The sequence below is a fragment of the Namhaeicola litoreus genome (genome assembly GCF_042679565.1).
GTDB lineage: Bacteria > Bacteroidota > Bacteroidia > Flavobacteriales > Flavobacteriaceae > Namhaeicola > Namhaeicola litoreus.
Map to the genome: position 1 here is coordinate 565,893 of NZ_JBHTMY010000002.1, position 23,457 is coordinate 589,349.

18 protein-coding genes and 1 tRNA gene are annotated in these 23,457 nt (G+C 34.3%); 13 read left to right on the forward strand and 6 right to left on the reverse strand.

The features are described from left to right. Positions 1–11: 11 nt before the first annotated feature. Genes ACFQ39_RS04340 through ACFQ39_RS04350 form a run of 3 tightly spaced genes read left to right on the forward strand, consistent with a single transcriptional unit; the run spans position 12 to position 5,929 of the window. A complete protein-coding gene (locus ACFQ39_RS04340) occupies positions 12–2,381 on the forward strand; it encodes a glycoside hydrolase family 31 protein (RefSeq protein WP_377176759.1) in 2,370 nt (789 codons plus the stop codon). 4 nt (positions 2,382–2,385) lie between these two features. Next, the gene (locus tag ACFQ39_RS04345; protein ID WP_377176760.1) at positions 2,386–4,044 is read left to right on the forward strand and encodes an alpha-amylase family glycosyl hydrolase; all 1,659 of its coding nucleotides are present in this window, start codon (positions 2,386–2,388) and stop codon (positions 4,042–4,044) included. 7 nt (positions 4,045–4,051) lie between these two features. Next, positions 4,052–5,929, forward strand: coding sequence for an alpha-amylase family protein (locus ACFQ39_RS04350; protein ID WP_377176761.1), 1,878 nt, complete (start codon positions 4,052–4,054; stop codon positions 5,927–5,929). 50 nt (positions 5,930–5,979) lie between these two features. Here the strand turns inward: ACFQ39_RS04350 and ACFQ39_RS04355 are convergent, their stop codons facing one another. The 6 genes from ACFQ39_RS04355 to ACFQ39_RS04380 form a co-directional block, all read right to left on the reverse strand. Then, positions 5,980–6,417, reverse strand: coding sequence for a hypothetical protein (locus tag ACFQ39_RS04355; protein ID WP_377176762.1), 438 nt, complete (start codon positions 6,415–6,417; stop codon positions 5,980–5,982). Between the two features lie 54 nt (positions 6,418–6,471). Then, positions 6,472–6,915 (reverse strand): Hsp20/alpha crystallin family protein, encoded by a 444-nt coding sequence (locus ACFQ39_RS04360; protein WP_377176763.1) that lies wholly within the window; start codon positions 6,913–6,915, stop codon positions 6,472–6,474. A gap of 135 nt (positions 6,916–7,050) precedes the next feature. Further along, positions 7,051–7,557 carry a nicotinate-nucleotide adenylyltransferase gene (locus ACFQ39_RS04365; RefSeq protein ID WP_377176764.1) on the reverse strand — a complete coding sequence of 169 codons (507 nt, stop codon included), beginning with the start codon at positions 7,555–7,557 and terminating at the stop codon, positions 7,051–7,053. A gap of 348 nt (positions 7,558–7,905) precedes the next feature. Continuing rightward, positions 7,906–8,934, reverse strand: a complete 1,029-nt coding sequence (locus tag ACFQ39_RS04370) for a response regulator (protein ID WP_377176765.1) — start codon at positions 8,932–8,934, stop codon at positions 7,906–7,908. A 22-nt stretch (positions 8,935–8,956) separates the two neighbouring features. After that, positions 8,957–10,192, reverse strand: coding sequence for a PAS domain-containing sensor histidine kinase (locus tag ACFQ39_RS04375; RefSeq protein WP_377176766.1), 1,236 nt, complete (start codon positions 10,190–10,192; stop codon positions 8,957–8,959). A gap of 149 nt (positions 10,193–10,341) precedes the next feature. After that, a tRNA-Phe gene (locus ACFQ39_RS04380) sits at positions 10,342–10,414 on the reverse strand. 62 nt (positions 10,415–10,476) lie between these two features. Between ACFQ39_RS04380 and ACFQ39_RS04385 the strand changes: the two genes are divergently transcribed. The 10 genes from ACFQ39_RS04385 (at position 10,477) to ACFQ39_RS04430 (ending at position 23,339) form a co-directional block, all read left to right on the forward strand. After that, complete coding sequence (locus tag ACFQ39_RS04385) at positions 10,477–11,241, forward strand: type III pantothenate kinase (RefSeq protein ID WP_377176767.1); 765 nt, start codon at positions 10,477–10,479, stop codon at positions 11,239–11,241. Next, entirely contained in the window at positions 11,238–12,506 is a 1,269-nt protein-coding gene (locus ACFQ39_RS04390; protein ID WP_377176768.1) for a hypothetical protein, read from the forward strand. The genes ACFQ39_RS04385 and ACFQ39_RS04390 overlap by 4 nt, the downstream gene beginning before the upstream one ends. A gap of 18 nt (positions 12,507–12,524) precedes the next feature. Then, positions 12,525–13,853, forward strand: a complete 1,329-nt coding sequence (locus ACFQ39_RS04395) for a tetratricopeptide repeat protein (protein WP_377176769.1) — start codon at positions 12,525–12,527, stop codon at positions 13,851–13,853. A gap of 7 nt (positions 13,854–13,860) precedes the next feature. Continuing rightward, the gene (gene lptC, locus ACFQ39_RS04400; RefSeq protein WP_377176770.1) at positions 13,861–14,424 is read left to right on the forward strand and encodes an LPS export ABC transporter periplasmic protein LptC; all 564 of its coding nucleotides are present in this window, start codon (positions 13,861–13,863) and stop codon (positions 14,422–14,424) included. A gap of 4 nt (positions 14,425–14,428) precedes the next feature. Next, complete coding sequence (locus tag ACFQ39_RS04405) at positions 14,429–14,629, forward strand: hypothetical protein (protein ID WP_377176771.1); 201 nt, start codon at positions 14,429–14,431, stop codon at positions 14,627–14,629. Next, entirely contained in the window at positions 14,626–15,885 is a 1,260-nt protein-coding gene (locus ACFQ39_RS04410; RefSeq protein ID WP_377176772.1) for a hemolysin family protein, read from the forward strand. Before ACFQ39_RS04405 ends, ACFQ39_RS04410 begins: the two co-directional genes overlap by 4 nt. An 89-nt stretch (positions 15,886–15,974) precedes the next feature. Further along, positions 15,975–18,119 carry a peptidylprolyl isomerase gene (locus tag ACFQ39_RS04415; RefSeq protein WP_377176773.1) on the forward strand — a complete coding sequence of 715 codons (2,145 nt, stop codon included), beginning with the start codon at positions 15,975–15,977 and terminating at the stop codon, positions 18,117–18,119. Between the two features lie 199 nt (positions 18,120–18,318). Beyond that, positions 18,319–19,695, forward strand: coding sequence for an OmpA family protein (locus tag ACFQ39_RS04420; RefSeq protein WP_377176774.1), 1,377 nt, complete (start codon positions 18,319–18,321; stop codon positions 19,693–19,695). A 78-nt stretch (positions 19,696–19,773) separates the two neighbouring features. Then, the gene (locus ACFQ39_RS04425; RefSeq protein WP_377176775.1) at positions 19,774–22,494 is read left to right on the forward strand and encodes a PD-(D/E)XK nuclease family protein; all 2,721 of its coding nucleotides are present in this window, start codon (positions 19,774–19,776) and stop codon (positions 22,492–22,494) included. Further along, the gene (locus ACFQ39_RS04430; protein ID WP_377176776.1) at positions 22,491–23,339 is read left to right on the forward strand and encodes an alpha/beta hydrolase family protein; all 849 of its coding nucleotides are present in this window, start codon (positions 22,491–22,493) and stop codon (positions 23,337–23,339) included. Before ACFQ39_RS04425 ends, ACFQ39_RS04430 begins: the two co-directional genes overlap by 4 nt. Positions 23,340–23,457: the final 118 nt, after the last annotated feature.

The following is a 23,457-nucleotide window of genomic DNA, read 5'->3' on the forward strand; positions in this document are numbered from 1 at the left end:
TTGGGGTTTAGATGAAAAAAATAATTTTTTTAATTTTTTTTCACTTCGTTTTTTTTGGACATACTCAAAACTCAGAAAGGACTTTTTTAAGTTTAGAAAAGAATAATTACGGAGCTAAATTGACAACCAATGATGGTGTTTACCACTTTGTTTTTTTTAATGACAGAATTGTAGAAACTAAATTTACACCACAAAATGAGCAGTTTTCTTCCAATTCACACGCTGTGGTTTTAACACCTAAAATAACTTCATTAGATATTCTTGAAACCTCAGATCAAGTTATTTTAAATACTTCAGGCTTAAAAGTGATCGTTGAAAAAAGTCCGTTTCAAATAAGTTATTTATACAAAGAGAATTATTTGATCTCAGAAAAACTGGGTTACGTAAAAACTGACTCTTTAGAGACCATTGAATTTAATCTTACTCCTGATGAAATTTTATATGGTGGAGGCGAGCGGGTATTGGGAATGAATCGCAGAGGACATCATTTAGAATTATATAATAAAGCGCATTACGGTTATGAAAATCATTCAGAACTGATGAATTATACCATGCCCTTGGTCCTTTCCTCTCAATTATACATGCTTCATTTTGACAATGCACCCATCGGATTTTTAGATCTGGACAGTCAAAAAAATAATACCCTTTCTTACAAAACCATCAAAGGCAGAAAAGCATATCAAGTAATCGCAGGAAGTGCTTGGGAAGAAATAATCGATCAGTATACCCAACTCACCGGGAGACAACCTCTTCCACCGAGATGGGCTTTGGGTAATTTTTCCAGTAGATTCGGATACCACTCAGAAAAAGAAGTTCGGAATACCGTTCAAAAATTTCTCGATGAAAAGATCCCTTTAGATGCCGTTGTAATTGATATTTATTGGTTTGGTAAAGACATTAAAGGCCATATGGGAAATCTCTCTTTTCTCAAAGATTCGTTTCCATCGCCAAAGAAAATGATTCGTGATTTTAAAAAGAAAGGTGTTAAAACAATTTTAGTTACTGAACCATTTATTTTAACTACTTCGAAGCGCTGGGAAGAGGCTTCAAAAAATAACTATTTGGGAAAAGATGTAAAGGGAGATCCCTTTGTTTATGATTTCTATTTTGGCAATACCGGACTCATTGATATTTTTGATCCGAAGGCCGGACGGTGGTTTTGGAATATCTATAAAGATTTAACCAAAGATGGTGTTTCCGGTTGGTGGGGAGACCTTGGCGAGCCAGAGGTTCATCCTTCAGATTTAATTCATGCAACTGGAACAGCAGATGAAGTACATAATATTTACGGTCACGAGTGGGCAAAACTCATCTACAATGGTTTTCAAAAAGATTTTCCCAATGAAAGGCCTTTTATTTTAATGCGCTCAGGGTATTCAGGCTCTCAAAGATATGGACTGATTCCATGGTCTGGAGATGTGAGCAGATCATGGGGCGGATTACAAGCTCAACCGGAAATTGCTTTACAAATGGGCATGCAAGGTCTAGGTTACATGCATTCAGACTTAGGTGGATTTGCTGGAGCCGAAACTTTTGACCCTGAACTTTATACACGGTGGCTTCAATATGGTGTTTTTCAACCTGTTTTTAGACCACATGCGCAGGAGCATATTGCTGCAGAACCCGTATTTCACGATGATAAAACCAAACTGCTCGCCAAAAAAGCAATTGAATTGAGGTATTCCTTATTACCTTATAATTATACCATGGCGTTCAAAAATAATCAAACCGGAATACCTCTCATGAGACCAGTTTTTTTCGAGGAACCAAAGAATAAAAATCTTCTAGTTAATTCTCAAACTTATTTATGGGGAGATCATTTTTTAGTTTACCCTGTGCTCGAATCTAAAAAAGCAACAACAGATATCTATTTTCCAAATACAAGTAATTGGTTTGATTTTTACACCGATGAAAAATATGAAAAAGGCAAGTCCTATTCCATCAAAATAAAAGAAGATCAGATACCCGTTTTCGTAAGAGGAGGAGCTTTTATCCCAATGATTAAACCCATTCAAAGTACAGATCTTTATGAAATAAAAGAATTCGAACTTCATTTCTTTTTTGATCCAACTGTTGCACAAGGTGAAGATTTTCTCTATCATGATGACGGTAAATCAACCCAAACTTTTGAAGCTGGGAAATTTGAAAAGATTCATTTCAAAAGCACCTATACCGCAAACGAATTAAAAATCTCTATTACTGAGGAAATTGGCAAATATTTTAATTCGAACAAAAAAACAGCTGAATTAATCATTCATCAAATAAGCCAGCCTACAGAAGTTATAGGAGGTGCTTTTAAGTACGATTTAGCCACATCGAAACTTATATTAAAAATTGATTTAAAAAAATCAACGCAGAATTTAATCACCATAAAACTTTAGTTCTATGATCAAATATATTGTACTCTTTTTATTCATTGCATTACAAATCCAATGCACCAAAAAAATAGAGGAAAAACCGGAAAAAATCAAAACCGAATCCCCCTTTGTCTGGGAAGCAGCCAATTTATATTTTTTGATGACCGACAGATTCAATAACGGTAATACAGAAAATGACGTCAATTTTGACCGAACAAAAGAAACCGGAAAATTACGTGGATTTGAAGGTGGAGACCTTCTTGGAATTATCCAAAAAATAGAGGACGACTATTTTACTGATCTTGGTATCAATGCCATTTGGTTTACACCTGTTGTTGAGCAAATACATGGTTTTGTGGATGAAGGAACTGGCGTATCATATGGTTTTCACGGATATTGGACAAAAGATTGGACGGCACTTGACCCCAACTTTGGTACAAAAGAAGATCTAAAAAAACTAGTGGAGGCTGCACATAAAAAAGGAATTCGGATTGTTTTAGACGGCGTGATAAATCATACAGGACCTGTAACTGAGCAAGATCCCGTATGGCCTGAGGATTGGGTAAGAACAGATCCTACTTGTACATATCAGTCTTTTGAAACTACGACGGCCTGTACACTTGTTAAAAATTTACCCGATCTAAAAACGGAAACAGAAAAAGAAGTTGACATTCCAGCTGCTTTGGCTGAAAAATGGAAAGCCGAAGGAAGGTATGAGCAAGAAATGAAAGAATTAGATGAGTTTTTTGAAAGAACCGGATACAAAAGAACACCCACAAATTATATCATAAAATGGTTAACCGATTATATTTTAGAATTCGGTATAGATGGGTATCGCGCAGACACTGTAAAACATACAGAACCAGAAATTTGGCTAACATTTAAAAACGAATGTGATTATGCTTTTGAATTTTGGAAACAGAACAATCCGGAGCTCGTTTTGGATGATAATGATTTTTACATGGTCGGCGAAGTATATAATTATGCCATTAGTAATGGAAAGCTATTTGATTTTGGCGACAAAAAAGTAAACTATTTTGAAAATGGTTTTAGAAGTTTGATCAATTTTGAATTTAAGAGTGATGCCAACAAGTCATATGAGGAACTTTTCTCTAAGTATGATAGCCTTTTACACCATCAATTAGCAGGTTTTGGAACAATGAATTATGTTTCTTCTCATGATGACAGTGGTCCCTTTGATAAAGAAAGAAAAAGAGCAATAGAAGCCGGAACTAAACTGCTGCTTTGCCCGGGCACGACCCAAGTTTATTACGGAGACGAATCTGCTCGCAGTTTAGTGATTGAAGGAACCCAAGGAGATGCTACCCTGCGATCTTTTATGAATTGGGAGGAAATATCAACTAATCCTCAAACAAAAGAGGTATTAGCTCATTGGCAAAAGCTAGGAAAATTTCGTGCAAATCATCCAGCAATTGGAGCTGGCAAACATGAACTAGTTAGTGAAAAACCCTATTTCTTTAAAAGAACTTATACTTCCGGTAATTATGTTGATGAGGTTCTCATTGGCTTAGATTTAAACGAAGGAGAAAAAGAAATTCAAGTAGCCGGAATTTTTAATGAAGGTGAGACTTTAATCGATGCATATTCCAATAGCACAGCCGAGGTAAAAGACGGTAAAATCACCATTAACTCACCTTTTGGAATTGTATTATTAGAATTAAAATAGCTTAGGTATGAAAAATATTCTTTCACTTGCAGTATTTTTGATGACCCTAACTTTTATTGGGTGTCAAAAAACAGAAATCGAGAAAACCAAACAAGAAGCAACAATGACAAAACCTCAGAAAAAAGTTATTTATCAAGTTTTCACCCGTCTTTTTGGGAATACAAATACAATCAATAAACCTTGGGGCACTATAGAAGAAAACGGTGTTGGAAAGTTTGCAGATTTTGATGAAAAAGCCTTAAAAGAAATCAAAGATCTGGGGGTTACGCATATTTGGTACACAGGTGTACCGCATCATGCCACAGTTACTGATTATACAGAGTTCGGTATTTCTAATGACGATCCTGATGTAGTAAAAGGGAGAGCCGGTTCACCCTATGCTGTGAAAGACTATTACAATGTTAACCCTGATTTGGCCGTCGATCCGGAAAAAAGATTAGAGGAATTTGAAAGTCTGATCAAAAGAACACATGAAGCGGGTCTTAAAGTAATCATTGATATTGTCCCCAACCATGTTGCCAGGAAATATATAGGGAAATCAAATCCCGAAGGCGTTGTAGATTTCGGTGCAAAGGATAATTCTCAAGTTGTTTACGATAAAAATAACAACTTCTATTATGTGGTTGGCGAATCATTCAAAGTACCGCATTGGGAAAATAATTATTTGCCTTTAGGAGGTGAAAAACATACCTTGGCTGATGGAAAATTTGAAGAAAATCCGGCGAAATGGACAGGCAATGGAGCACGCACAGCGCAACCAGGGTTTTATGACTGGTATGAAACGGTGAAAATAAATTACGGAATAAGTGAATCTGGAAATAAAGATTTTGATGAGCTGCCTTCAGATTTTGATTTGGTACCCTATCAGGAACATTTTGCTTTTTGGAAAGACAAAACTGTCCCTGACTCATGGAAAAAATTTAGAGATATCGCGTTATATTGGATAGAAAAAGGAGTTGACGGTTTTCGATATGATATGGCGGAAATGGTTCCTGTTGAGTTTTGGAGTTATATGAACTCTTCTATTAAAATGAAGAATCCCGAAGCTTTGTTATTGGCAGAAGTATACAACCCGTCTTTATATAGAGAATATATTTTTAAAGGAAAAATGGATTACTTGTACGATAAAGTTGCTTTGTACGATAGTATCAAAGGTATCATGCAGGGCTGGGGCTCTACTGATAATTTACCGGGAGTTCAGGATCAGGTGAAGGATATTGAGCACAATATGCTCCATTTTTTAGAAAATCATGACGAACAACGCATTGCCAGTACGGAGTTTGCAGGCTCGGCGAAGAAAGGAAAACCGGCAATGCTAGTTTCTGCAGCCATTAGCACCTCCCCAACCATGATATATTTTGGACAAGAAGTGGGCGAGCCTGGAGCAGAAGATGCCGGGTTTGGTTCTCCTTCAAGAACATCTATTTTTGACTATATCGGGGTACCCCATCACCAAAGGTGGATGAACGATAAAAAGTTTGACGGTGGACAACTATCTGAGGATGAAAAGGAGTTAAGAACTTTTTATTCAAAATTACTGAATTTCACTTTAGATCATACCGCTATGATGGGTAACTACCAAGACATTCATCTTTATAATCGTGAGCATACTGATAATTATTACAAAACCCTCTATTCATTTGTCCGATGGGATGAACAGGAGAAATTTGTAATTGTAGCCAATTTCGATGAAAACATTCATTACGCTATCGACCTTAAAATTCCGGCCGACATAATCAGTAAATGGAAATTAAGTGATGGTCAATATCAGGTAAATCCATTCTTAGATCACCATAAACCAACTAAATTACTCGTGAAGGAAGGTGTGGGTATTATTCAATTAGAAATCGAGCCCTTAGGATCCTATATTTTTGGTTTAGAATAAAAAGAAAGGCCATTGTTAAAATAATCAACAGCCTTTCTTGGGGGAATATGCTAAACTTGAGGGGACACTCCAATAAGGAGCTTTTGTTTATGCGATTTTAAAATATCTTTGATTACTCTGAAAATTTTCTTTTTTGTGTATTTAAAATTTAGTTCCAACAACTTCACTTCTTTGTCGCATTCATCATGCTCTTTTATTAATTTTTGAAGATCTTCTTCTTTAAAAGATTTGAATAGTTTGGCAATATTTTGATCATGTACTAATATTCTGGCTTGAATTTCTTTCCGTTTTTGTTCCGTAGCTTTTAATAGTTCTATTTTCTTTTTCGTCAATTCATAAGAACTTTTTGAACTCAATTCCAAAAAGTGCGTACTTAATAATTGTTTCAAAAAAAGATGTTCATCTTTTACAAAATCCAATTCCGCTATCCAAAGTTGTACCTGGTCATGGAGTTCATTCTTTTTTTGTTCATTTTGATAACTAGTCATTTTCCTTTCATTTTTTTGATAAGGGAGGATTACTCCTCCCTTTCATAGGTTTGATTACTCAATTTCAATTACTCTTTTATGAGTAAGTACATCTGCAGGAAGTTTAGTGAGTACAATATTCAAAATGCCATTTTTGTAATTAGCTTTGATTTTTTCGTCCTCATTCACATTTTCAGGTAAAGTAAAAGAACGAGTAAAACCATTGTAATTAAACTCTTTTCTTGTAAAGTTTTCTGCAGTTTCCTCTTTCTTTGCTTCTCTCTCAGCGGCGATATGTAAAACACCGTTTTCGATGACAACATTAAAATCTTTTTTACTAAAACCAGGAACAGCCACATCAATAACAAAATTTTCATCTGTTTCTTTAATGTTCATGGCTGGTACCCATTTGTCATCTAGTAAAAAATCTTTGGTAAATAATCTATCTGTTCCCAATAAATCGGTGAACATGGTATCATACCAAGGTAAGCGGGGGGATTTAAATTTTACTAAGGTCATGATCTTAAGATTTAAGGTTAATAATAATTTTGTTTAAAGTTAATATGGAACGTGAGTCTAAATCAATGACTCAAATCATCAAAATGAGTGATTCCAATCAACATTCTTATTTTTGAACTTTTAAATAAAACTTATTTATAAAAACGCACCATTTTCATCTAATTTCACGCGCATTTTTTTATCTCCATTTACAAGGGTGAGTTTATAAGACTTTTTGGCCCCGTTGTCTTGATTGTAGGTAATTCTGTATACGTCTTCATGAATACCCCAACCTGGAAACCTTTTAACTACTGCATTTCGCACATCTACCGGTAAAGAAACATTGTTGTATTTTTCAATGGTTCTCAAAATATGACCATCTTTATCATATGCGGCTACAACTTTTCCGTCAGGAATAAAGAAATTGACTGTATAAAAGTCGTAATCATCTTGATAGAAATCCGCTTCTTGAAGGTCATAATTTGCGACTTCTTTCTGAAGTAAATTCACAGAAACAGCAGCATCACGCGTGCCAGTTTCATTTAAATATTTATAATTTGTGGCTTTAACCACAACTTCATCTAACATACCATCATTTATAACTTGTGAGAAAAGGGGGATGGTTAACCCAAATACGAATAAACCAATGATTAATTTTTTCATGATGATAGAGTTTAGGATTAATGTCTGATGAATTTACTTATACCCTAAACATTATGCAATGATACCCATCAACTGAAAATATGATCTTGCTCAATAAAAAAGAACAGAAAGCGTTACTTTCTGTTCTCCAAAAGGCAGATCTTCAATCTTTATTCACGTTTCGCAATTTTTAATTGTACTTGACGAGAATTACTTTGTTGTGAGATCCACTTTTTAATACTTAAATCTAATTAAAAAATCAATCTTATTAATTCATAGAATTATTTTACAATTATTTGAGTTAAAAGTAGGTTGACTATAATTACTTTTTGATGACCAAGATCAATAAAAAGAATGATTGTCGTCAATCTAGCGCATATTCATCAATTTGGCTCGGTTGATAATTTTTATAGCCTTTCTGCTTGTTTGAATTGCCTGTTCATCGCGCAATTCTGTTAAGGTCCGAATTAATGTTTCTTTGGCAATCCCTATTAAATTTGCCAAATTATTTCTGGAAATTTCAATTACGTTTGATTCTTCATTATAACTGTCTAATTCTAAAAGCATTTCTGCTGTTTTTTTTCTAACCGAATCATATACCAAATGCAACATATGATTTTTGAGTAAATCTAGATTTTGTATCAGCAGATCCATAAACTGAATCGCCAAATTTGGATTCTCTTTGAATATACCACCCAATTCATGTTTGTTTATTTTGATCAGCTTAACGCTGGTAAGGGCGACAGCATTTTCTGTATAATACTGATTTTCATTGAATTGGGTAAAGCCAAAAAACTCACCTTCATTTATTAAATTAACGATCAATTCTTTCCCATATTCGTGGTTCTTAAAAATTTTCACTTCACCTTCGAGCAAGAAATAAATCGAATGACCCGAACTTTCCTCAGCGTAAATCACACTTCCCTTTTTAAAATATTGCACTGTTTTGTCTTCAGTCAATTGCTCTATGGCATCGCGCAACAATTCAAACGAATTTACATCTGCTGTTTTTCTTCTGGCCATTTCGGGTTGGTGTAATTTGATTCTTGTTTCAATGGTACTCAGAAGTTCAGATTCGTTAAAGGGTTTTGTTAAGTAGTCACTTGCCCCCATGTTCATTCCTTTTCTGATATCGGTATGATCAATTTTTGCTGTCATAAAAACAAAAGGGATCCCTTTTAATTTTTCATTTCTCATTACAATTTGTAAAACCCCATACCCATCCAAAACAGGCATAAGAATATCACATAAAATGAGATCGGGAAGTAACTGTACTGCTTTATCAATGCCAATTTTACCATCTTCGGCTGTAAACACATGATAGTTGGCCAAACGCAATAATTCAGCTGTATTCTCTCTAACAATCTGATCGTCTTCTATAATGAGAATTCTTTTCATGGGCTCTATTAGATTTTATAAACTACCTCCCGCATGGTATCTGAATGGTAAATCTGGATCCTTTATGTTCTTCGCTTTCGAAACTTATTTTCCCACCTATTTCCTCTAAATGATGCTTTACCATATTCAACCCAATACCCGAGCCTTGCAAAAACAAGGCGTTTGAGGCACGGAAGAATCTTTCAAATAAATGCTTTTGCTCTGGCTTTGGTATGCCAATTCCACTATCGATTATTTCCAGGTGTAGCTCATTATCTGTCCAAAGAGCAACCTCTATTTTATTGTTTTCTTCCGAATACTTAATGGCGTTTGAAAGAAGATTTCTATAAATAAAATCGACTATGGTTCTATCTTGATAAATAATAATTTCCTTCTCCGGACACTCAAATTCAATATACTGACCAGATTTTAATATGTTTTCTAAATCTTGATTTGCTTCATGGATGAGCTCGCATATATCAAATTCCAATTTGGTATATACCATTTTATAAGAGTCACTTTTTTCTAAAAATAGAAAATCATTTAACACGTTGTTCAGCTGAAATATCAGCCTATTGATGGTTTCAATATGTTTATCGAGAGGGGCCTGGTTTAAATTTTCTGTATACTTTTTTATTAGAGATATGGACGTGAGCATTCCACTCAAAGGTGTTTTAAACTCATGTGAAACCATCGATAAAAATTTGGTCTGAAGTAAATGAAGCTCTTTTTCTTTTTTTAGCGCCTGCTTGGCCTGAATTTCGGCTAATTCTTTTTGCTTAACCTCTTTCACCAGCGCTTTATTAGATTTTTGCAATTCAGAAACTAACTTTCGCAATTCTAGGGTTTGCTTTGCTACAGCCCCTTTGAGTTCTCTATTCAGCCCTACAATTTCAAACTCTTTTTGTTTTCTATTGCTAATATCCGTAACAGAGGTTTTTGTATAGACATTGCCATTAAATTCCAATTGATTTAAACCAATTTCGACGTATACAGATGAACCATCCTTCTTTAGGGCTCTAAATTCTCTTCCCTGCCTTTTTTTAAAAGTAACAGGTGACTTATAAAAATTTCTAAGATGCTCTTGATGTAACTTTCTTGATTCTATAGGAATTAAAATGTCTATGGATTGATCTATTAATTCATCGCGATCAAAGCCAAAAATCTCTTCAAAAGATTTATTGTTACGAATTATTTTTCCTGATTGGTCAATAATACATATTCCTTCCAGCATCGTATCAAAACACTGAATACATAATTTCTGATCGTTTTCAAACATAATTTTTTGTTTAAAAAACAATAAAATGGGATATGAAGTTACAAAACATCAGGCAATTACTTCGCTAATTTTAAGAAAAGAATTTTAATTTTATGAGCGAAAAAAGATTCAAATAAAAAAGCCCAAACTATAAAGTTCGGGCTTTAAGGTGGTGCCTCCAGGAATCGAACCAGGGACACAAGGATTTTCAGTCCTTTGCTCTACCAACTGAGCTAAGGCACCATCGCAATTAGCGGCTGCAAATATAATTTTAAAATTAAAATCAACCAAAAAAAAATGCAAAAATGTATGTATTTTTGCCTCTCACTTTTTTTTATCCTATGAACCTAATCATCGATATTGGAAATACACTTGTTAAAACTGCTGTTTTTGAACGAGATAGCCTAAAATATAAAAGTGTATTCAACAAAGATAATTTAGCAGATGGATTGATTCAAGCATACAATGAATTTGACATTTCACATGTAATTATGTCGAATGTTTCACATTTTCCCAAAGATTTTTCTACCCTATTGCCAAAAAACGTCAATATTCTGATTTTAGATCAAAACACAAAAGTTCCTTTTAATAATTTTTACAAAACACCACAGACATTGGGTGTTGACAGAATCGCCTTAATGGCAGGAGCAGCTCTTCAATATTCTGCAAAAAATTGTTTGGTTATAGACGCTGGTTCTTGCATTACCTATGATTTTTTGGATCAAAACAATAATTATTACGGAGGGGCTATTTCTCCCGGTATAGAAATGCGGTATAAAGCTTTGCACCAACAAACGGCAAAATTACCCCATTTAAAACCAATCAATGAGATTCCTGTGACAGGAAATTCTACCGAAAATGCAATTCATTTAGGTGTATTAAATGGAGTTATTCAAGAAATTGAAGGAATTATTGCACAATATTTAGAGATTTATGAAAATTTTACCACGATTTTAACGGGGGGTGATGCAAATTTCTTGTCCAAAAACCTAAAAAGTACCATATTTGCCAAGCCAAATTTTTTGTTGGAAGGACTAAATGGCATTTTGATCCATAATTTAGACGAATGAGTAAAAAAATTTTTGCAGTAATTGCAATTTTTTGTGGAATGATGGGAATCGCGCAAAAAAATAATTCATCACCCTATTCTTACTTTGGTATTGGAGATCAGGTTACGTTAAAAAGCGTGGAAGAAATGAGTATGGGTAGAATTGGTGTCTCAAACGACAGTCCTTTTCAATTGAGCCTAACAAATCCCGCCTCTTATGGATCACTTCTTTATACTACTTATGTTTTTTCTGGTGGAAATAAGATGACGAAATTTGAAGACGATAATGATAGCCAGACTAGTTCGCATGCCGGATTCACTTATCTTGCTTTAGGCATTCCTCTTGGAGAAAATCAGGGGATGGCTTTGGGTTTGCAATTAAACACATCTGTGGGCTACTCTCTGCTATCCTATTCATTAGATGCTGAGGAAAATATCATTCAGGTAGAAGAGTTTCAGGGATCTGGTGGAACAAACAGAGTTTTTTTAGGCTATGGGTATAAACTTCCTTTTGGGTTAAGTCTTGGCGTAGAAGCCGCTTATATATTTGGCTCAATCGAAAATAGCATTCGAGATAGAAGAGCAGGGGTACAATTGGCTACAAAATATCGCGTAGATAGCTGGGTTGATGGCTTTGAGTTTAAAACAGGGGCACAATATACAGCCTCCCTTCCTCAAGAATTGAAATTAAAATTGGGTGTATCCGCTGTTTTAGGAAATGATCTAACCGAAGACAGTGATGAAATTTTATATTCACTCAACAACTCTCCTTCTAGCACAGAGGTTATTGTTGATACGCTCTACACTAATAATTACAGATCTAATATCAATTTTCCTCTAAAAACAGTTTTTGGTGGTGGCATCGGTAAGGATAATGTGTGGTTTGCAGGTGTAGAATACGAATTTATGGATGCCATTTCTTTAGAAGGCGATTTTTATGAACAACAAACAACTTACCAATATACAGAATCTAATCGCTTATCAGTAGGGGGTTCATTTATTCCAAACTTCAATGCAATAAGCAAGTATTGGCAAAGAATTGAATATCGCGCTGGTTTTAACTACAAAAAGCTCGGTTTAAACATCAATGATACAGATATTGATGATTATGGCATTACTTTTGGAGTAGGCTTACCTGTAGGATTTCAACTTTCACGCGTCAACTTAGGATTCGAACTAGGAACCAGAGGGGATAACAAAGATAATTTGGTGAAAGAAAATTATTTTAATTTTAGATTAAGTTTATCTTTGAGCGATAAATGGTTTAGAAAAAGGCAACTGAATTAATAACTAAATATTTTAATTATGAAACTTAAATTACGTTTGGGAGCGGTTTTTATCTTGTTTTTAGGATTGATCGCCAATGCACAGGATAAATATGGGAGCGAACCTGATAAATGTAAAACGAATCTCTCCATTTTTTATGAATATGCAAAAGTTAAAAATTATACTTCGGCATACGAGCCATGGAAATGGTGTATTGAGAATTGTCCTCAATCTTCCTTAAACCTTTATAAGTATGGTCTTTTAATGGAAGAAGATCTTATGAATAAAGCAGTTGCTGCAGGAAATTATGCGGAATTTGATAAGAAAGCAGCAGAGATTGATAAGTTATACGAAATGCGTATAAAATATTATCCTGATAATTTAGGTAAAGTATACAGTGATTGGGCAAATTCTATTTTTGATAGAGCAGAGGCAGATAAAAGAGGAACTAAGGTTTACAAAGAAGAAATTTATGATAAATTAAAACTTTCTTTTCAAGCTGACCCTTCCGGTATGAGCGTAAAAAACCTTGCCTATTATTTTCAGGAGTTTACGAATGCCAATAAAGACAATAATGCTCAGGCCGTTTTTGATACCTACGATGAGATCATGGAAGCCGTTGGTAAGGATAAAAAAACAAAACAGGCGAGTGAAATTAATTTAACAGCACTTGGTCAGGTTCAAGTTTACCTAGACAACACATTGAGTTCTGTAGCGACTTGCGATAGATTAATTCCGCTGTATTCAGGGAATTTTGAAAAACATAAAACAGATGTCGTTTGGCTAAAAAGAGCTGTTTCTCGTCTGAATGATAAAGAATGTACAGAAGATCCTCTTTATCCTAAAATGGTAGAAGCCTATGTAAATGCTGCTCCATCCTCAGACGCTTATGTTTTTTACGCAGGTATTTTGTTAGATCAGGGACAGGATAATAAAGCCGTAGAATATTTTGATAAAGCCATCAATTTAGAAACAGACAACTATAAAAAAGCAAAGTATTATTATCGTTTAGCTTTGATCATGAAAAGCAAAGGGCAATTGAGTAAATCCAGAGATTACGCGAAAAAAGCTATTCAGCAAAGACCGAGTTATGGTGCAGCGTACTTATTGATTTCAAACCTTTATGCAGGAAGCGCCAATAATTGTGGTACTGACGAATTTAGTAAGCGTATGGTTTATGTAGCTGCAGCAGATCAAGCGAGAAGAGCAAAAGCAGTTGACCCAGGTATTTCGGCTACTGCCAACAAATATATCGAGAGTTACATGGCTAGTGCACCCTCTAAAAAACTAATTTTTACGGAAGGTAAAGCTTCAGGAACACCATATACCATAGGTTGTTGGATTAACGAAACAGCTAAGATTCCATAATTGAAGAATGAACAGATTAAGTTTTCATAATTTCAAAAACATTGCTGCCCTTCTTTTGGCGGCAATGTTTTTTTCATGCGGAAACGAACTAAAAGAAATTCAAGATTTTTTAGCTGAAAAAAACCTACCCATAGGTACTGTTGAGGATGTAAGGTTAATTCATACCGATTCGGGTAGAGTGGTAACGAAGTTAATCGCGCCGAAAATGAATGATTTCGCCAATAGAACAGACCATCCCTTTACTGAGTTTCCGCAAGGTTTAGCCGTAACCACCTATGATAAAAACGGAGATTCAGTCACCATGAAAGCAAATTACGCTATCAATTTTAATAAAACCAATATTTCTGAAGCTAAAGAAGGAGTGACAATCCAGAACTATGCCGAAAAATCGATTTTAAAAACCGACCAACTTTTTTGGGATGCAAATGTGCATTATATTTACACAGAAAAAGAATTCACACTAATTACCAAATCAGATACCATCACCGGAAAGGGGTTTGAAGCAAATGAAGATCTCTCTAAAGTGATTATGAAATCTGTAAGTGGAATTATTTACGTTAACGAAGAGTAAAATCATGACAAAATATTTTAAGTTTTTCGAAGTGGCCTATTTGGTGATTGCAATTGTTTTTGTAGTTGAGACTTTTTTGAATTGGAATACCCAAAGAGAAAAGGCCTATTTATATTTGGTCTTTTCCCTATTAGCTGTTTTCATGTATTTATTCAGAAGAAAGTACCGTAAAAAGTTCGAAAATAAAGACAATTATAAAAAATGATCTTTCATCTCGTTGTCATCTTTTTGTCGCTGTTGTTTTCAGCATTCTTTTCCGGTATGGAAATAGCTTTTGTCTCGGCAAACAAAATGCATATCGAAATTGAAAAAAAGAAAGATACATTTCTTGCTGAGATCCTTACCCGACTTACTAAAAAACCCTCCAAATTTATTACCACTATGTTGGTGGGAAATAATATCTCTCTTGTAGTTTACGGCTATTTCATGGGAGAATTATTAATGCAGATCTTATCGCCATATCTTTCAAACGATTTTACCATTTTACTTGTGCAAACGATTGTTTCTACGCTCATAATTTTGGTAACTGCAGAATTTATGCCTAAGGCCATTTTTAGAATTTATGCCAACGAAACATTAAAAATATTCGCTATACCTGTTTATATTTTTTATCTACTTATTTATTTCATTTCTGATTTTATCATTTTTATTTCAGATTTTATTCTTAGAGTTTTCTTTAATATCAAGCAAGACCAAGTACAATTGGTTTTTAGCAAAGCCGAATTAGGAAACTTTATTACAGAACAGATCGAGTCTGCAGAAGATGATATGGATGCAGAAATTCAGATTTTTCAGAATGCTTTAGAATTTCACAATGTTCGCGCAAGAGAAGCTATGATTCCAAGGACAGAGATCGTCGCAGTTGAATTACATGAGTCGCTTAGAAACCTGAAACAACTTTTTGTTGAAACCGGATATTCGAAAATTATGGTTTACAACAATTCATTTGATGATATAATCGGTTATGTCCATGTTTTTGATATGTTTCAAAAACCCAAAAATATCCGCTCGGTTTTGATGCCTATTGAAATTGTTCCGGAAACCATGATGATTAATGATATTTTGAATGAGTTGATTAAAAAAAGTAAAAGTGTTGCTATCGTTATTGATGAATACGGCGGTACCTCAGGACTTATCACAGTAGAAGACATTATTGAAGAACTCTTTGGTGACATTGAAGATGAACACGATACAGTAACTTTTTTAGAAGAAAAGATTGGCCCTTTCGAATATAAATTTTCTACTCGTTTAGAAGTTGATTATATCAATGAAACCTATGATCTAAATTTAAAAGAGGACAATTCTTACGAAACATTAGGAGGTTTGATCATGGACCACACTGAAAACATTCCAGAACAAGATGAAGTGATTCTAATAGACAACTTCGAATTCACAATTCTAAAAGTTTCAGCCAGTAAAATTGAAGAGGTTAAACTCAAAATTTTAAGTACGGAAACCTAATAAAATCAGCCGTTTAAATTTAGTGAAAACTACTTTTTTTATTAAAAGGTATATTGTATTTTCGCAGCCTAAATTTTAAAGAAAGGAAAATGGCAGTATTATCTAAGATTAGAGAACGTTCGGTTTTTTTGATTATCATTATTGCACTAGCTCTTTTTTCATTTGTTCTCAGCGGAATTTTCGACAGTAATTCTCCGCTTTTCAATAAGAACGTAGAAAATATTGGTGAAGTGAATGGTGATCCTATTACAAGAGAAGAATTTGCTCAGGAGGTTGAGCTGATCAGATCTCGAAGTAACGGCCGTTCTAATGAAATGATGAATGTAGATATCGCTTGGAATAATTTAGTAAGACAAAAATTGTACAAGTCACAATTAGACAAATCAGGTATTGTTGTTGGTGAAAAAGATATTTGGGATGCAATTGTCGCACAAGTTCAATTGCAAAACAGTCCGATGTTCATGAATGAAGTAGGGATGTTCGATGAGGAAAAGCTCAAAGAATATGTAGCAACCCTAAAAGAAAGTGCAAACGATAGTGAACAAGATAAATTGGCTTGGTTAAACTGGCTCAATTATGAAAAAAATGTGAAAGCCAATTTAGAGCAGAACACATACAATTCACTTGTAAATGCCGGTTTGACAAGCACAACAAAAGAAGCTGAAAGAGATTACACATTTAAAAATACAAATGTAGATATTGATTATGTTTATGTTCCATTTAGCAATATACCAGATAGTCTCGTAAATATTACTGAAGGAGATATCAAATCCTATATTAAAGCGCATGCGAAAGATTACCCCACAGATGCTTCAAGAGATATTCAATTTGTAAGTTTTAATGTTGCTCCATCCGCAGAAGATGAAGCTGCCCTCAAACAAGAACTAATTGATTTGATTAGTAATAGAGAAGAATACAGTAATGCTGCTAAAACTACGGTTACATTGACAGGTTTTTCTGAAGCGACTAATCTCAATGATTTTTTTAGCACGAACAGTTCAGATACTCCCTTAGACCAGAATTTTTATACTTCCACAAAACTTACACCTACTCTTAGAGATTCTTTATTTAACAGGGATCTTAACAAGGTGTACGGACCTTATAAAGAAAATGGATTTTACAAGTTGTCAAAAGTAACAGGAGTTAAACAATTACCCGATTCTGTGAAGGCGAGTCATATTTTAATTCCATTTGTCGGTTCGGCTATAGCAGATCCCACTGTTACAATGAATGATGAAGATGCAAAAGTTTATGCAGATAGCCTTTTTAACGTTGTAAAAACAGATAAGGCTAAATTTGAAAATATTGCCAAAGAATTATCTGCGGATAAAGTAAGTGGTGAAAAAGGAGGTGATCTTGGGTGGTTTGTTTATACAACCATGATTCCTGAGTTTAGAGATTATGTTTTCGAAAATAAAGTAGGTGATGTTGGTGTTGTAAAATCACAATTTGGATATCATATTATCCGAATAGACGGTCAGAAAAATCCACAAAAAAATGTACAGATCGCTACTTTTACCAGAAGAATAGAGCCTTCTGAAGCAACAGAAAATGACTTTTTTGAAAAAGCGGAAACTTTTGCTTCAGACCTTACTTCGGGTAAAGACATCACGGAACTTGCAAAAGAGAAAGGATATTTTGTAATGCCGGTGATGAATCTCAAAGAATTTGACCACAATGTATCAAGTTTAGGATCTCAAAGACAAATTGTAAGATGGTTGTATGAAGAAGGGACAAAAGAAAATGATGTTAAGCGATTTGACATAGAAAATGGATATGCAGTAGTTAAGTTGAATAAGATCAATAAAAAAGGTTCTCATTCTGCCTCAACAGTTCAGGCTGTTAGAGCGAAATTAATTAACGACAAGAAAGTTGAAATTATTAAAGAACGTTCTAACGGTGCACTTGATGATATTGCAAAACAAAATAATACAGAGGTGAAGTCTGCTATGGCTGTGTCTCCTGCAAGTCCTGTTCTACCTGGCGAAGGTAGATTTGTAAATGTAGCAGGGGTTGCTACTCAATTAAACGAAAACAGTGAGCCTTATACGGTAACAGATCAAACTGGAGTCGTCTTTGTAAAAGTAAACAAGAAAACCACCCCAACAATACTAGAAAATTACATGAATAACAAGCAAATACTTGAAAGACAGCTCAAATCAAGAAATGCTCAAGTGTATAACTCTATCAAGGAGAATGCAGAAATTGAGGATAACCGAGCTGTATTTTATTAATAAAAATTGTATTATTTTTGTAAAACCTTTAGTACAGCTAAAGCATAATCAAATATTTTAAGACAAAAGTGCGTATTATATGAACTTTTTATATATTTGTTTATTGGTAAAGTATTAAAGAACCAAACCATTTTAAACTGAAAATTATTAATTTAAATTAATTACAATGAAACATTTTAAAAGTTTTCTATTCATTTTTTTGATCGTAGCGGGCGTTAGTACAGCAATTGCCCAAGACGAAGACAACCCATGGGCTATCGAAATCGGTACCAATGCGGTTGATTTTTATCCAACCGGTGCTGACTTCAACCCAAATGCGGTTGGTGGAGTAGATCCTGGTTTTTCTGTTGATCCAAATGCACCTTACCTAGGTGACATGTTTGATGATTTCTTTAACGTTGAAGATCACTGGAATACAGCCTCTGTTATTTCAAGAATTAGAGTTGGTCGTTACCTTGGTTCAGGTTTTGCTTTAGGTTTAGCAGGATCTTTTAACCAAATTGACAAAGTAGGAGACTACAAAACAAATGACCTTTCATATTTCGGATTAGATTTAGATGTAAGATGGAGTTTCTTGCACGGTTGGTTTGATCCATATTTATTAGTAGGTGGAGGTTACACTTGGATTGATGAAGAAGGAAACGGAACTCTTAACGGTGGTTTAGGAATGAACTTCTGGTTTAATGACTTTATTGGTGCTAACGTTCAAACTATGTACAAGCACTCATTTGACGAAGATGCTATGTTACCTCATTGGCAACACGCTTTAGGTGTTACCTTCAAATTTGGTGGAAAAGATACTGACGGTGACGGTATTTATGATAAATATGATGCTTGTCCAGATGTTGCTGGTATCGAAGCTTTCAACGGTTGTCCTGATACTGACGGTGATGGTATCCAAGATTCTGAAGACGCTTGTCCTATGGAAGCTGGTTTAGCTTCTTTAAACGGATGTCCTGATAGAGATGGTGACGGTGTTGCAGATAAAGATGATTTATGTCCAGATGTTGCTGGTTTAGCTTCATTAAACGGATGTCCAGATGCTGATGGCGACGGTGTTGCAGATAAAGATGACAATTGTCCAAATGTAGCTGGTCCTGCTGAAAACAGTGGTTGTCCTTGGCCAGATACAGACGGTGACGGCGTTCTTGATAAAGATGACCAATGTCCAAATATCGCTGGTCCTGCTGAAAATAATGGTTGTCCAATTGTAACTGAAGAAGTTCAAAAACAAATTACTGACTTAGCGAGAGCTATTTACTTCAACACAGGTAAATATACATTTACTGATGAGACTAAAGTAAGATTAGAGCAATTGACTGAAATTCTTGCCAATTACAAAACTTTAAACTTTAGAGTTGAAGGTCACACAGATAGTACTGGTAGTGCTAAGATCAATGATAAATTATCTCAAGAACGTGCAGATGCTGTTAGAAATTATTTAATTGAAAACGGATTCCCAGCTGCACAATTAAGAGCTGTAGGATACGGTTCTTCTAACCCAATTGGAGATAACAAAACTAGCAAAGGAAGACAAGCCAACCGTAGAGTTGATATTTTCCAAGATAGAGACTAATTCTCTTCTAAAGTATAGTAATAAAGCCATCCTAACCGATGGCTTTTTTTTATTTTAGTACTCGAAACTATTATAAGCATGCAATCCTTTATATCAAATGTAGTACAAGAAGAAATATTGAATCGAAAAGACTTTTCAAGTCTAGTCTATATTTTGCCAAGTAATAGATCTGTACTTTTTTTTCAAAAAGAATTAATTCATCAATTATCAAAAGAAGTAATTCTTCCTAAAATACAAACCATTGAAAACCTTATAGAAGAAATTTCGGGCCTTCAAAGAATTGACCAATTAAGTCTAATTTTTGAATTTTATACTATTTATAAAAATTACAAAAAAGAAGAAAGTGATAGTTTTGAGCAATTTATGCAATGGGCATCTATTCTACTTTCCGATTTTAACGAAATTGACAGTAACCTTGCTAATGCTCCAGAGGTTTTTTCCTATCTCGCTGATTTAACTAGAATAGACAATTCATTTAAATTAGAGAACCTTCCCTCTGCAAGCCAAAATTATCTCAAGTTTGTTGAATCCTTTAACTTCTATTATAGAAGCCTTGTCAGCGCTTTAAAACAGGCAAAGAAAGGATACGCTGGTTTACTTTATAGAGAAGCAAATACCAAATTAGATAATTACTTAAACTCGAACAACAGATCCTATATATTCATCGGGTTTAATGCATTGAATAAAGCTGAAGAATCCATTTTTCAAAAATTATTGACTGTTGACGGAAGTAAAATTTACTGGGACTATGACCAATTCTATTTGAATTCTAATATCGGTGATTTTCAAAGGAGTCAACGAAAATGGACATATTACAACAATCATTCTTTTGATTGGATAGGCCAAGATTTCAATCAACCAAAACAAATTGAAGTACTTGCTACTCCTCAAGATATAGGTCAAATAAAGCTTGTTGGAGAAATATTAAAAAAATCTTCAGATAAACACAATAACTATCGCCATACTGCCATTGTTTTAGCCGATGAAAAACTATTACCTGTGTTGTTAAATTCTTTACCGCCAGAAGTAAAGAATGTCAATATCACCATGGGCTTGAATCTTAATTATGTCGAATTTGGCAACCTCATTCAAATCTTTTTCAAATTACATCAAAACAACCGAGACAACTATTTCAGGTTTAAAGATATTTACCAACTACTCGGGCACCATTCTCTTTCTAATTTGTTTGATAAACAAGCTGTATTCGATTTCCAACAAAATTGCCTTTCAAACAACAAAAACTATGTTTCAATAAATGAACTCCAAAAATGGCTAATAGAAAGACCCATTGAAGAATTTTCAATTCTCTTTTACAGATTTAGTTCTGTTGAAGATTTCATAGCCAGAATTGAAAGATTGATTGAGCTTATCGCGGAATCAACAACTTTAAGCCTTTTAGAAAAAGAGTATTTAAAGAGATTTACACAAATTTTTCGCCAATTAGGCCTTTATCAATCAGAATATAAGGCCATAGACGGATTAAAATCGCTTTTCGCTATTTTTAAAATATTGCTCAAACAGGAGAAAATTTCGTTTAAAGGTGAACCGTTGACTGGATTACAAATACTCGGAGTATTAGAAACGCGTGTTTTGGATTTCGATGAGGTCATAATGACCTCATTAAACGAAGGAATTTTGCCCTCCGGTAAAACAGATCAGAGTTTTTTAACTTTTGAAACAAAAACTCATTTTCAGCTACCAACATATCGAGAAAAAGACAAAATTTTTGGTTATCATTTCTACAGACTTTTACAAAGGGCAAAAAGATCCTATCTCATTACTAATTCCTCAACGTCAAATTTTGGGGCAGGAGAACAAAGTCATTTTATAACTCAATTAGAAATCGTTCATGAATCAGGAGCATTGCCAAATCTGACGTTTGACAAAAAATTGATCACTCCAAATAATTCAAACGCTTCAATCTCTCTTAAATCAATAGCAAAATCACCAGAATTAATCTCAAGATTAGAAGAGATCTCAGAAAAGGGTTTCTCCCCTTCCGCCCTCACCTCTTATGTTCGAAATCCACTTGATTTTTACAAACAAAAAGTACTAAAACTTAAAGAGCTAGATGAATTGGAAGAAAATATTGCACACAATACCTTTGGCACTATAGTTCATGAAGCATTGTACAGTCTTTATTTGCCATTTCTAGGAAAAAACCTTACTGTAAAAGGATTAAGACAAATGTTAGTTGAGATTCCAAAAGCCGTACAAAAACAATTTTTAGAATTCTTTTCAGCCGAAGACTTTAGAAACGGACAAAATTTCATTAATTACACCGTAGCCGTAAAATATATCGAAAAATTTGTTCTTTCTGAATTAAAGGAAGTTGAGTCAGGATGTAATATTAAAATATTGTCTCTAGAAGAGGAATTAAAATTGAATTACTTCTGTGGCCCTTTAAAGAAAACTATTGTTTTAAAAGGATTTGTTGATCGAATAGATGAAAAAGACAAGGTGATCAGAATTGTTGATTATAAAACAGGCTCTGTCTCTAAAACTGATCTTAAAATAAACGACTGGAATCTTTTAATCAGGGATGAAAAATACAACAAATGTTTCCAGGTTTTGTTCTATGCCTATATTTACAAATATAACAACGACTTTAGTGGTGAGATGGAAAGCGGAATATATTCCTTTAAAAAACTTAACAGTGGCTTTTTAAAATTCAACGATTCCATTCTTGAGCAAAGTTATTTTGATGAATTTATAGCCCAATTAGATTTACTGTTTCTAGAATTATTTAATCCTGAATTTCGCTTTGAAGAAAAGGAAATTAAATCCTATTTTACATGATAACCCTTGAAAATATTCAAATAAAAGGAAAGCATCAACGACCTATTTTATTAGATTTAGTTTACCCGCAATCAAATCAAAAAAAACCTTTGGTTATCTTCTGTCATGGATACAAAGGTTTTAAAGATTGGGGGCCTTGGAATTTAGTGGCTCAAAATTTTGCTGCTGCAGGTTTTACTTTTGCCAAATTTAACTTTTCTCATAATGGAGGAACCGTAGAGCAACCTATAGACTTTCCGGACTTAGAGGCATTCGGTCAAAATAATTTCATCAAAGAGTTAGACGATGTAGCCTCTGTATTAGATTGGCTATTGGAATCTCCTGATCTTACCAACGAAATCGATGAAAAAAGAATTGCATTAATCGGTCATTCAAGAGGAGGTGCCATTGCGACGATTAAAGCCAGTGAAGACAAGAGGGTAAGTCACATTGTCTCTTGGGCAGGTGTTTCTGACTTCGCCGTTAGGTTTCCAAAAGGGGAGCCATTAGAAAACTGGAAGTCAAATGGTGTTGCTTACATAGAAAATCTCAGAACAAAACAAAAAATGCCCCATTACATTCAGTTTTATGAAAACTTCAAAGAAAATGAAGAACGACTTACCATTAAAAACGCAGTGCAAAAGCTCAGTATTCCTCACCTGATTGTTCAAGGGACAGAAGACGAAAATGTGAGAATAGAAGAAGGGAAAAATCTTCACCATTGGAATCCAAAAAGCGAACTTTTATTGGTAGAAAACGGTAACCATACCTTTAATTCTGCTCACCCCTATCACTCGGATAAATTAAATAAAGAGCTATTATGGGTTGTACAGCAAACCATAGATTTTATAACGGATAAAATATAATTGATTTTAAGGCTAAGCCTTCGTTTTCCATCAAATTTACACTCCCCTTATCACCAATGAAAAAGACAATTGATATTGGCTTTTTTTGATTAAATTTACTTCTCCTTAAACTCCCCCA

What these genes read in the sequence shown, in the direction of transcription:
- ACFQ39_RS04370 (WP_377176765.1), bottom strand. Translation starts at nt 8,934, where the DNA reads ATGAAAAGAATTCTCATTATAGAAGACGATCAGATTGTTAGAGAGAAT.
- ACFQ39_RS04385 (WP_377176767.1), top strand. Translation starts at nt 10,477, where the DNA reads ATGTATGTATTTTTGCCTCTCACTTTTTTTTATCCTATGAACCTAATC.
- ACFQ39_RS04345 (WP_377176760.1), top strand. Translation starts at nt 2,386, where the DNA reads ATGATCAAATATATTGTACTCTTTTTATTCATTGCATTACAAATCCAA.
- lptC (WP_377176770.1), top strand. Translation starts at nt 13,861, where the DNA reads ATGAACAGATTAAGTTTTCATAATTTCAAAAACATTGCTGCCCTTCTT.
- ACFQ39_RS04430 (WP_377176776.1), top strand. Translation starts at nt 22,491, where the DNA reads ATGATAACCCTTGAAAATATTCAAATAAAAGGAAAGCATCAACGACCT.
- ACFQ39_RS04415 (WP_377176773.1), top strand. Translation starts at nt 15,975, where the DNA reads ATGGCAGTATTATCTAAGATTAGAGAACGTTCGGTTTTTTTGATTATC.
- ACFQ39_RS04375 (WP_377176766.1), bottom strand. Translation starts at nt 10,192, where the DNA reads ATGTTTGAAAACGATCAGAAATTATGTATTCAGTGTTTTGATACGATG.
- ACFQ39_RS04410 (WP_377176772.1), top strand. Translation starts at nt 14,626, where the DNA reads ATGATCTTTCATCTCGTTGTCATCTTTTTGTCGCTGTTGTTTTCAGCA.
- ACFQ39_RS04405 (WP_377176771.1), top strand. Translation starts at nt 14,429, where the DNA reads ATGACAAAATATTTTAAGTTTTTCGAAGTGGCCTATTTGGTGATTGCA.
- ACFQ39_RS04395 (WP_377176769.1), top strand. Translation starts at nt 12,525, where the DNA reads ATGAAACTTAAATTACGTTTGGGAGCGGTTTTTATCTTGTTTTTAGGA.
- ACFQ39_RS04365 (WP_377176764.1), bottom strand. Translation starts at nt 7,557, where the DNA reads ATGAAAAAATTAATCATTGGTTTATTCGTATTTGGGTTAACCATCCCC.
- ACFQ39_RS04340 (WP_377176759.1), top strand. Translation starts at nt 12, where the DNA reads ATGAAAAAAATAATTTTTTTAATTTTTTTTCACTTCGTTTTTTTTGGA.
- ACFQ39_RS04355 (WP_377176762.1), bottom strand. Translation starts at nt 6,417, where the DNA reads ATGACTAGTTATCAAAATGAACAAAAAAAGAATGAACTCCATGACCAG.
- ACFQ39_RS04425 (WP_377176775.1), top strand. Translation starts at nt 19,774, where the DNA reads ATGCAATCCTTTATATCAAATGTAGTACAAGAAGAAATATTGAATCGA.
- ACFQ39_RS04390 (WP_377176768.1), top strand. Translation starts at nt 11,238, where the DNA reads ATGAGTAAAAAAATTTTTGCAGTAATTGCAATTTTTTGTGGAATGATG.
- ACFQ39_RS04350 (WP_377176761.1), top strand. Translation starts at nt 4,052, where the DNA reads ATGAAAAATATTCTTTCACTTGCAGTATTTTTGATGACCCTAACTTTT.
- ACFQ39_RS04360 (WP_377176763.1), bottom strand. Translation starts at nt 6,915, where the DNA reads ATGACCTTAGTAAAATTTAAATCCCCCCGCTTACCTTGGTATGATACC.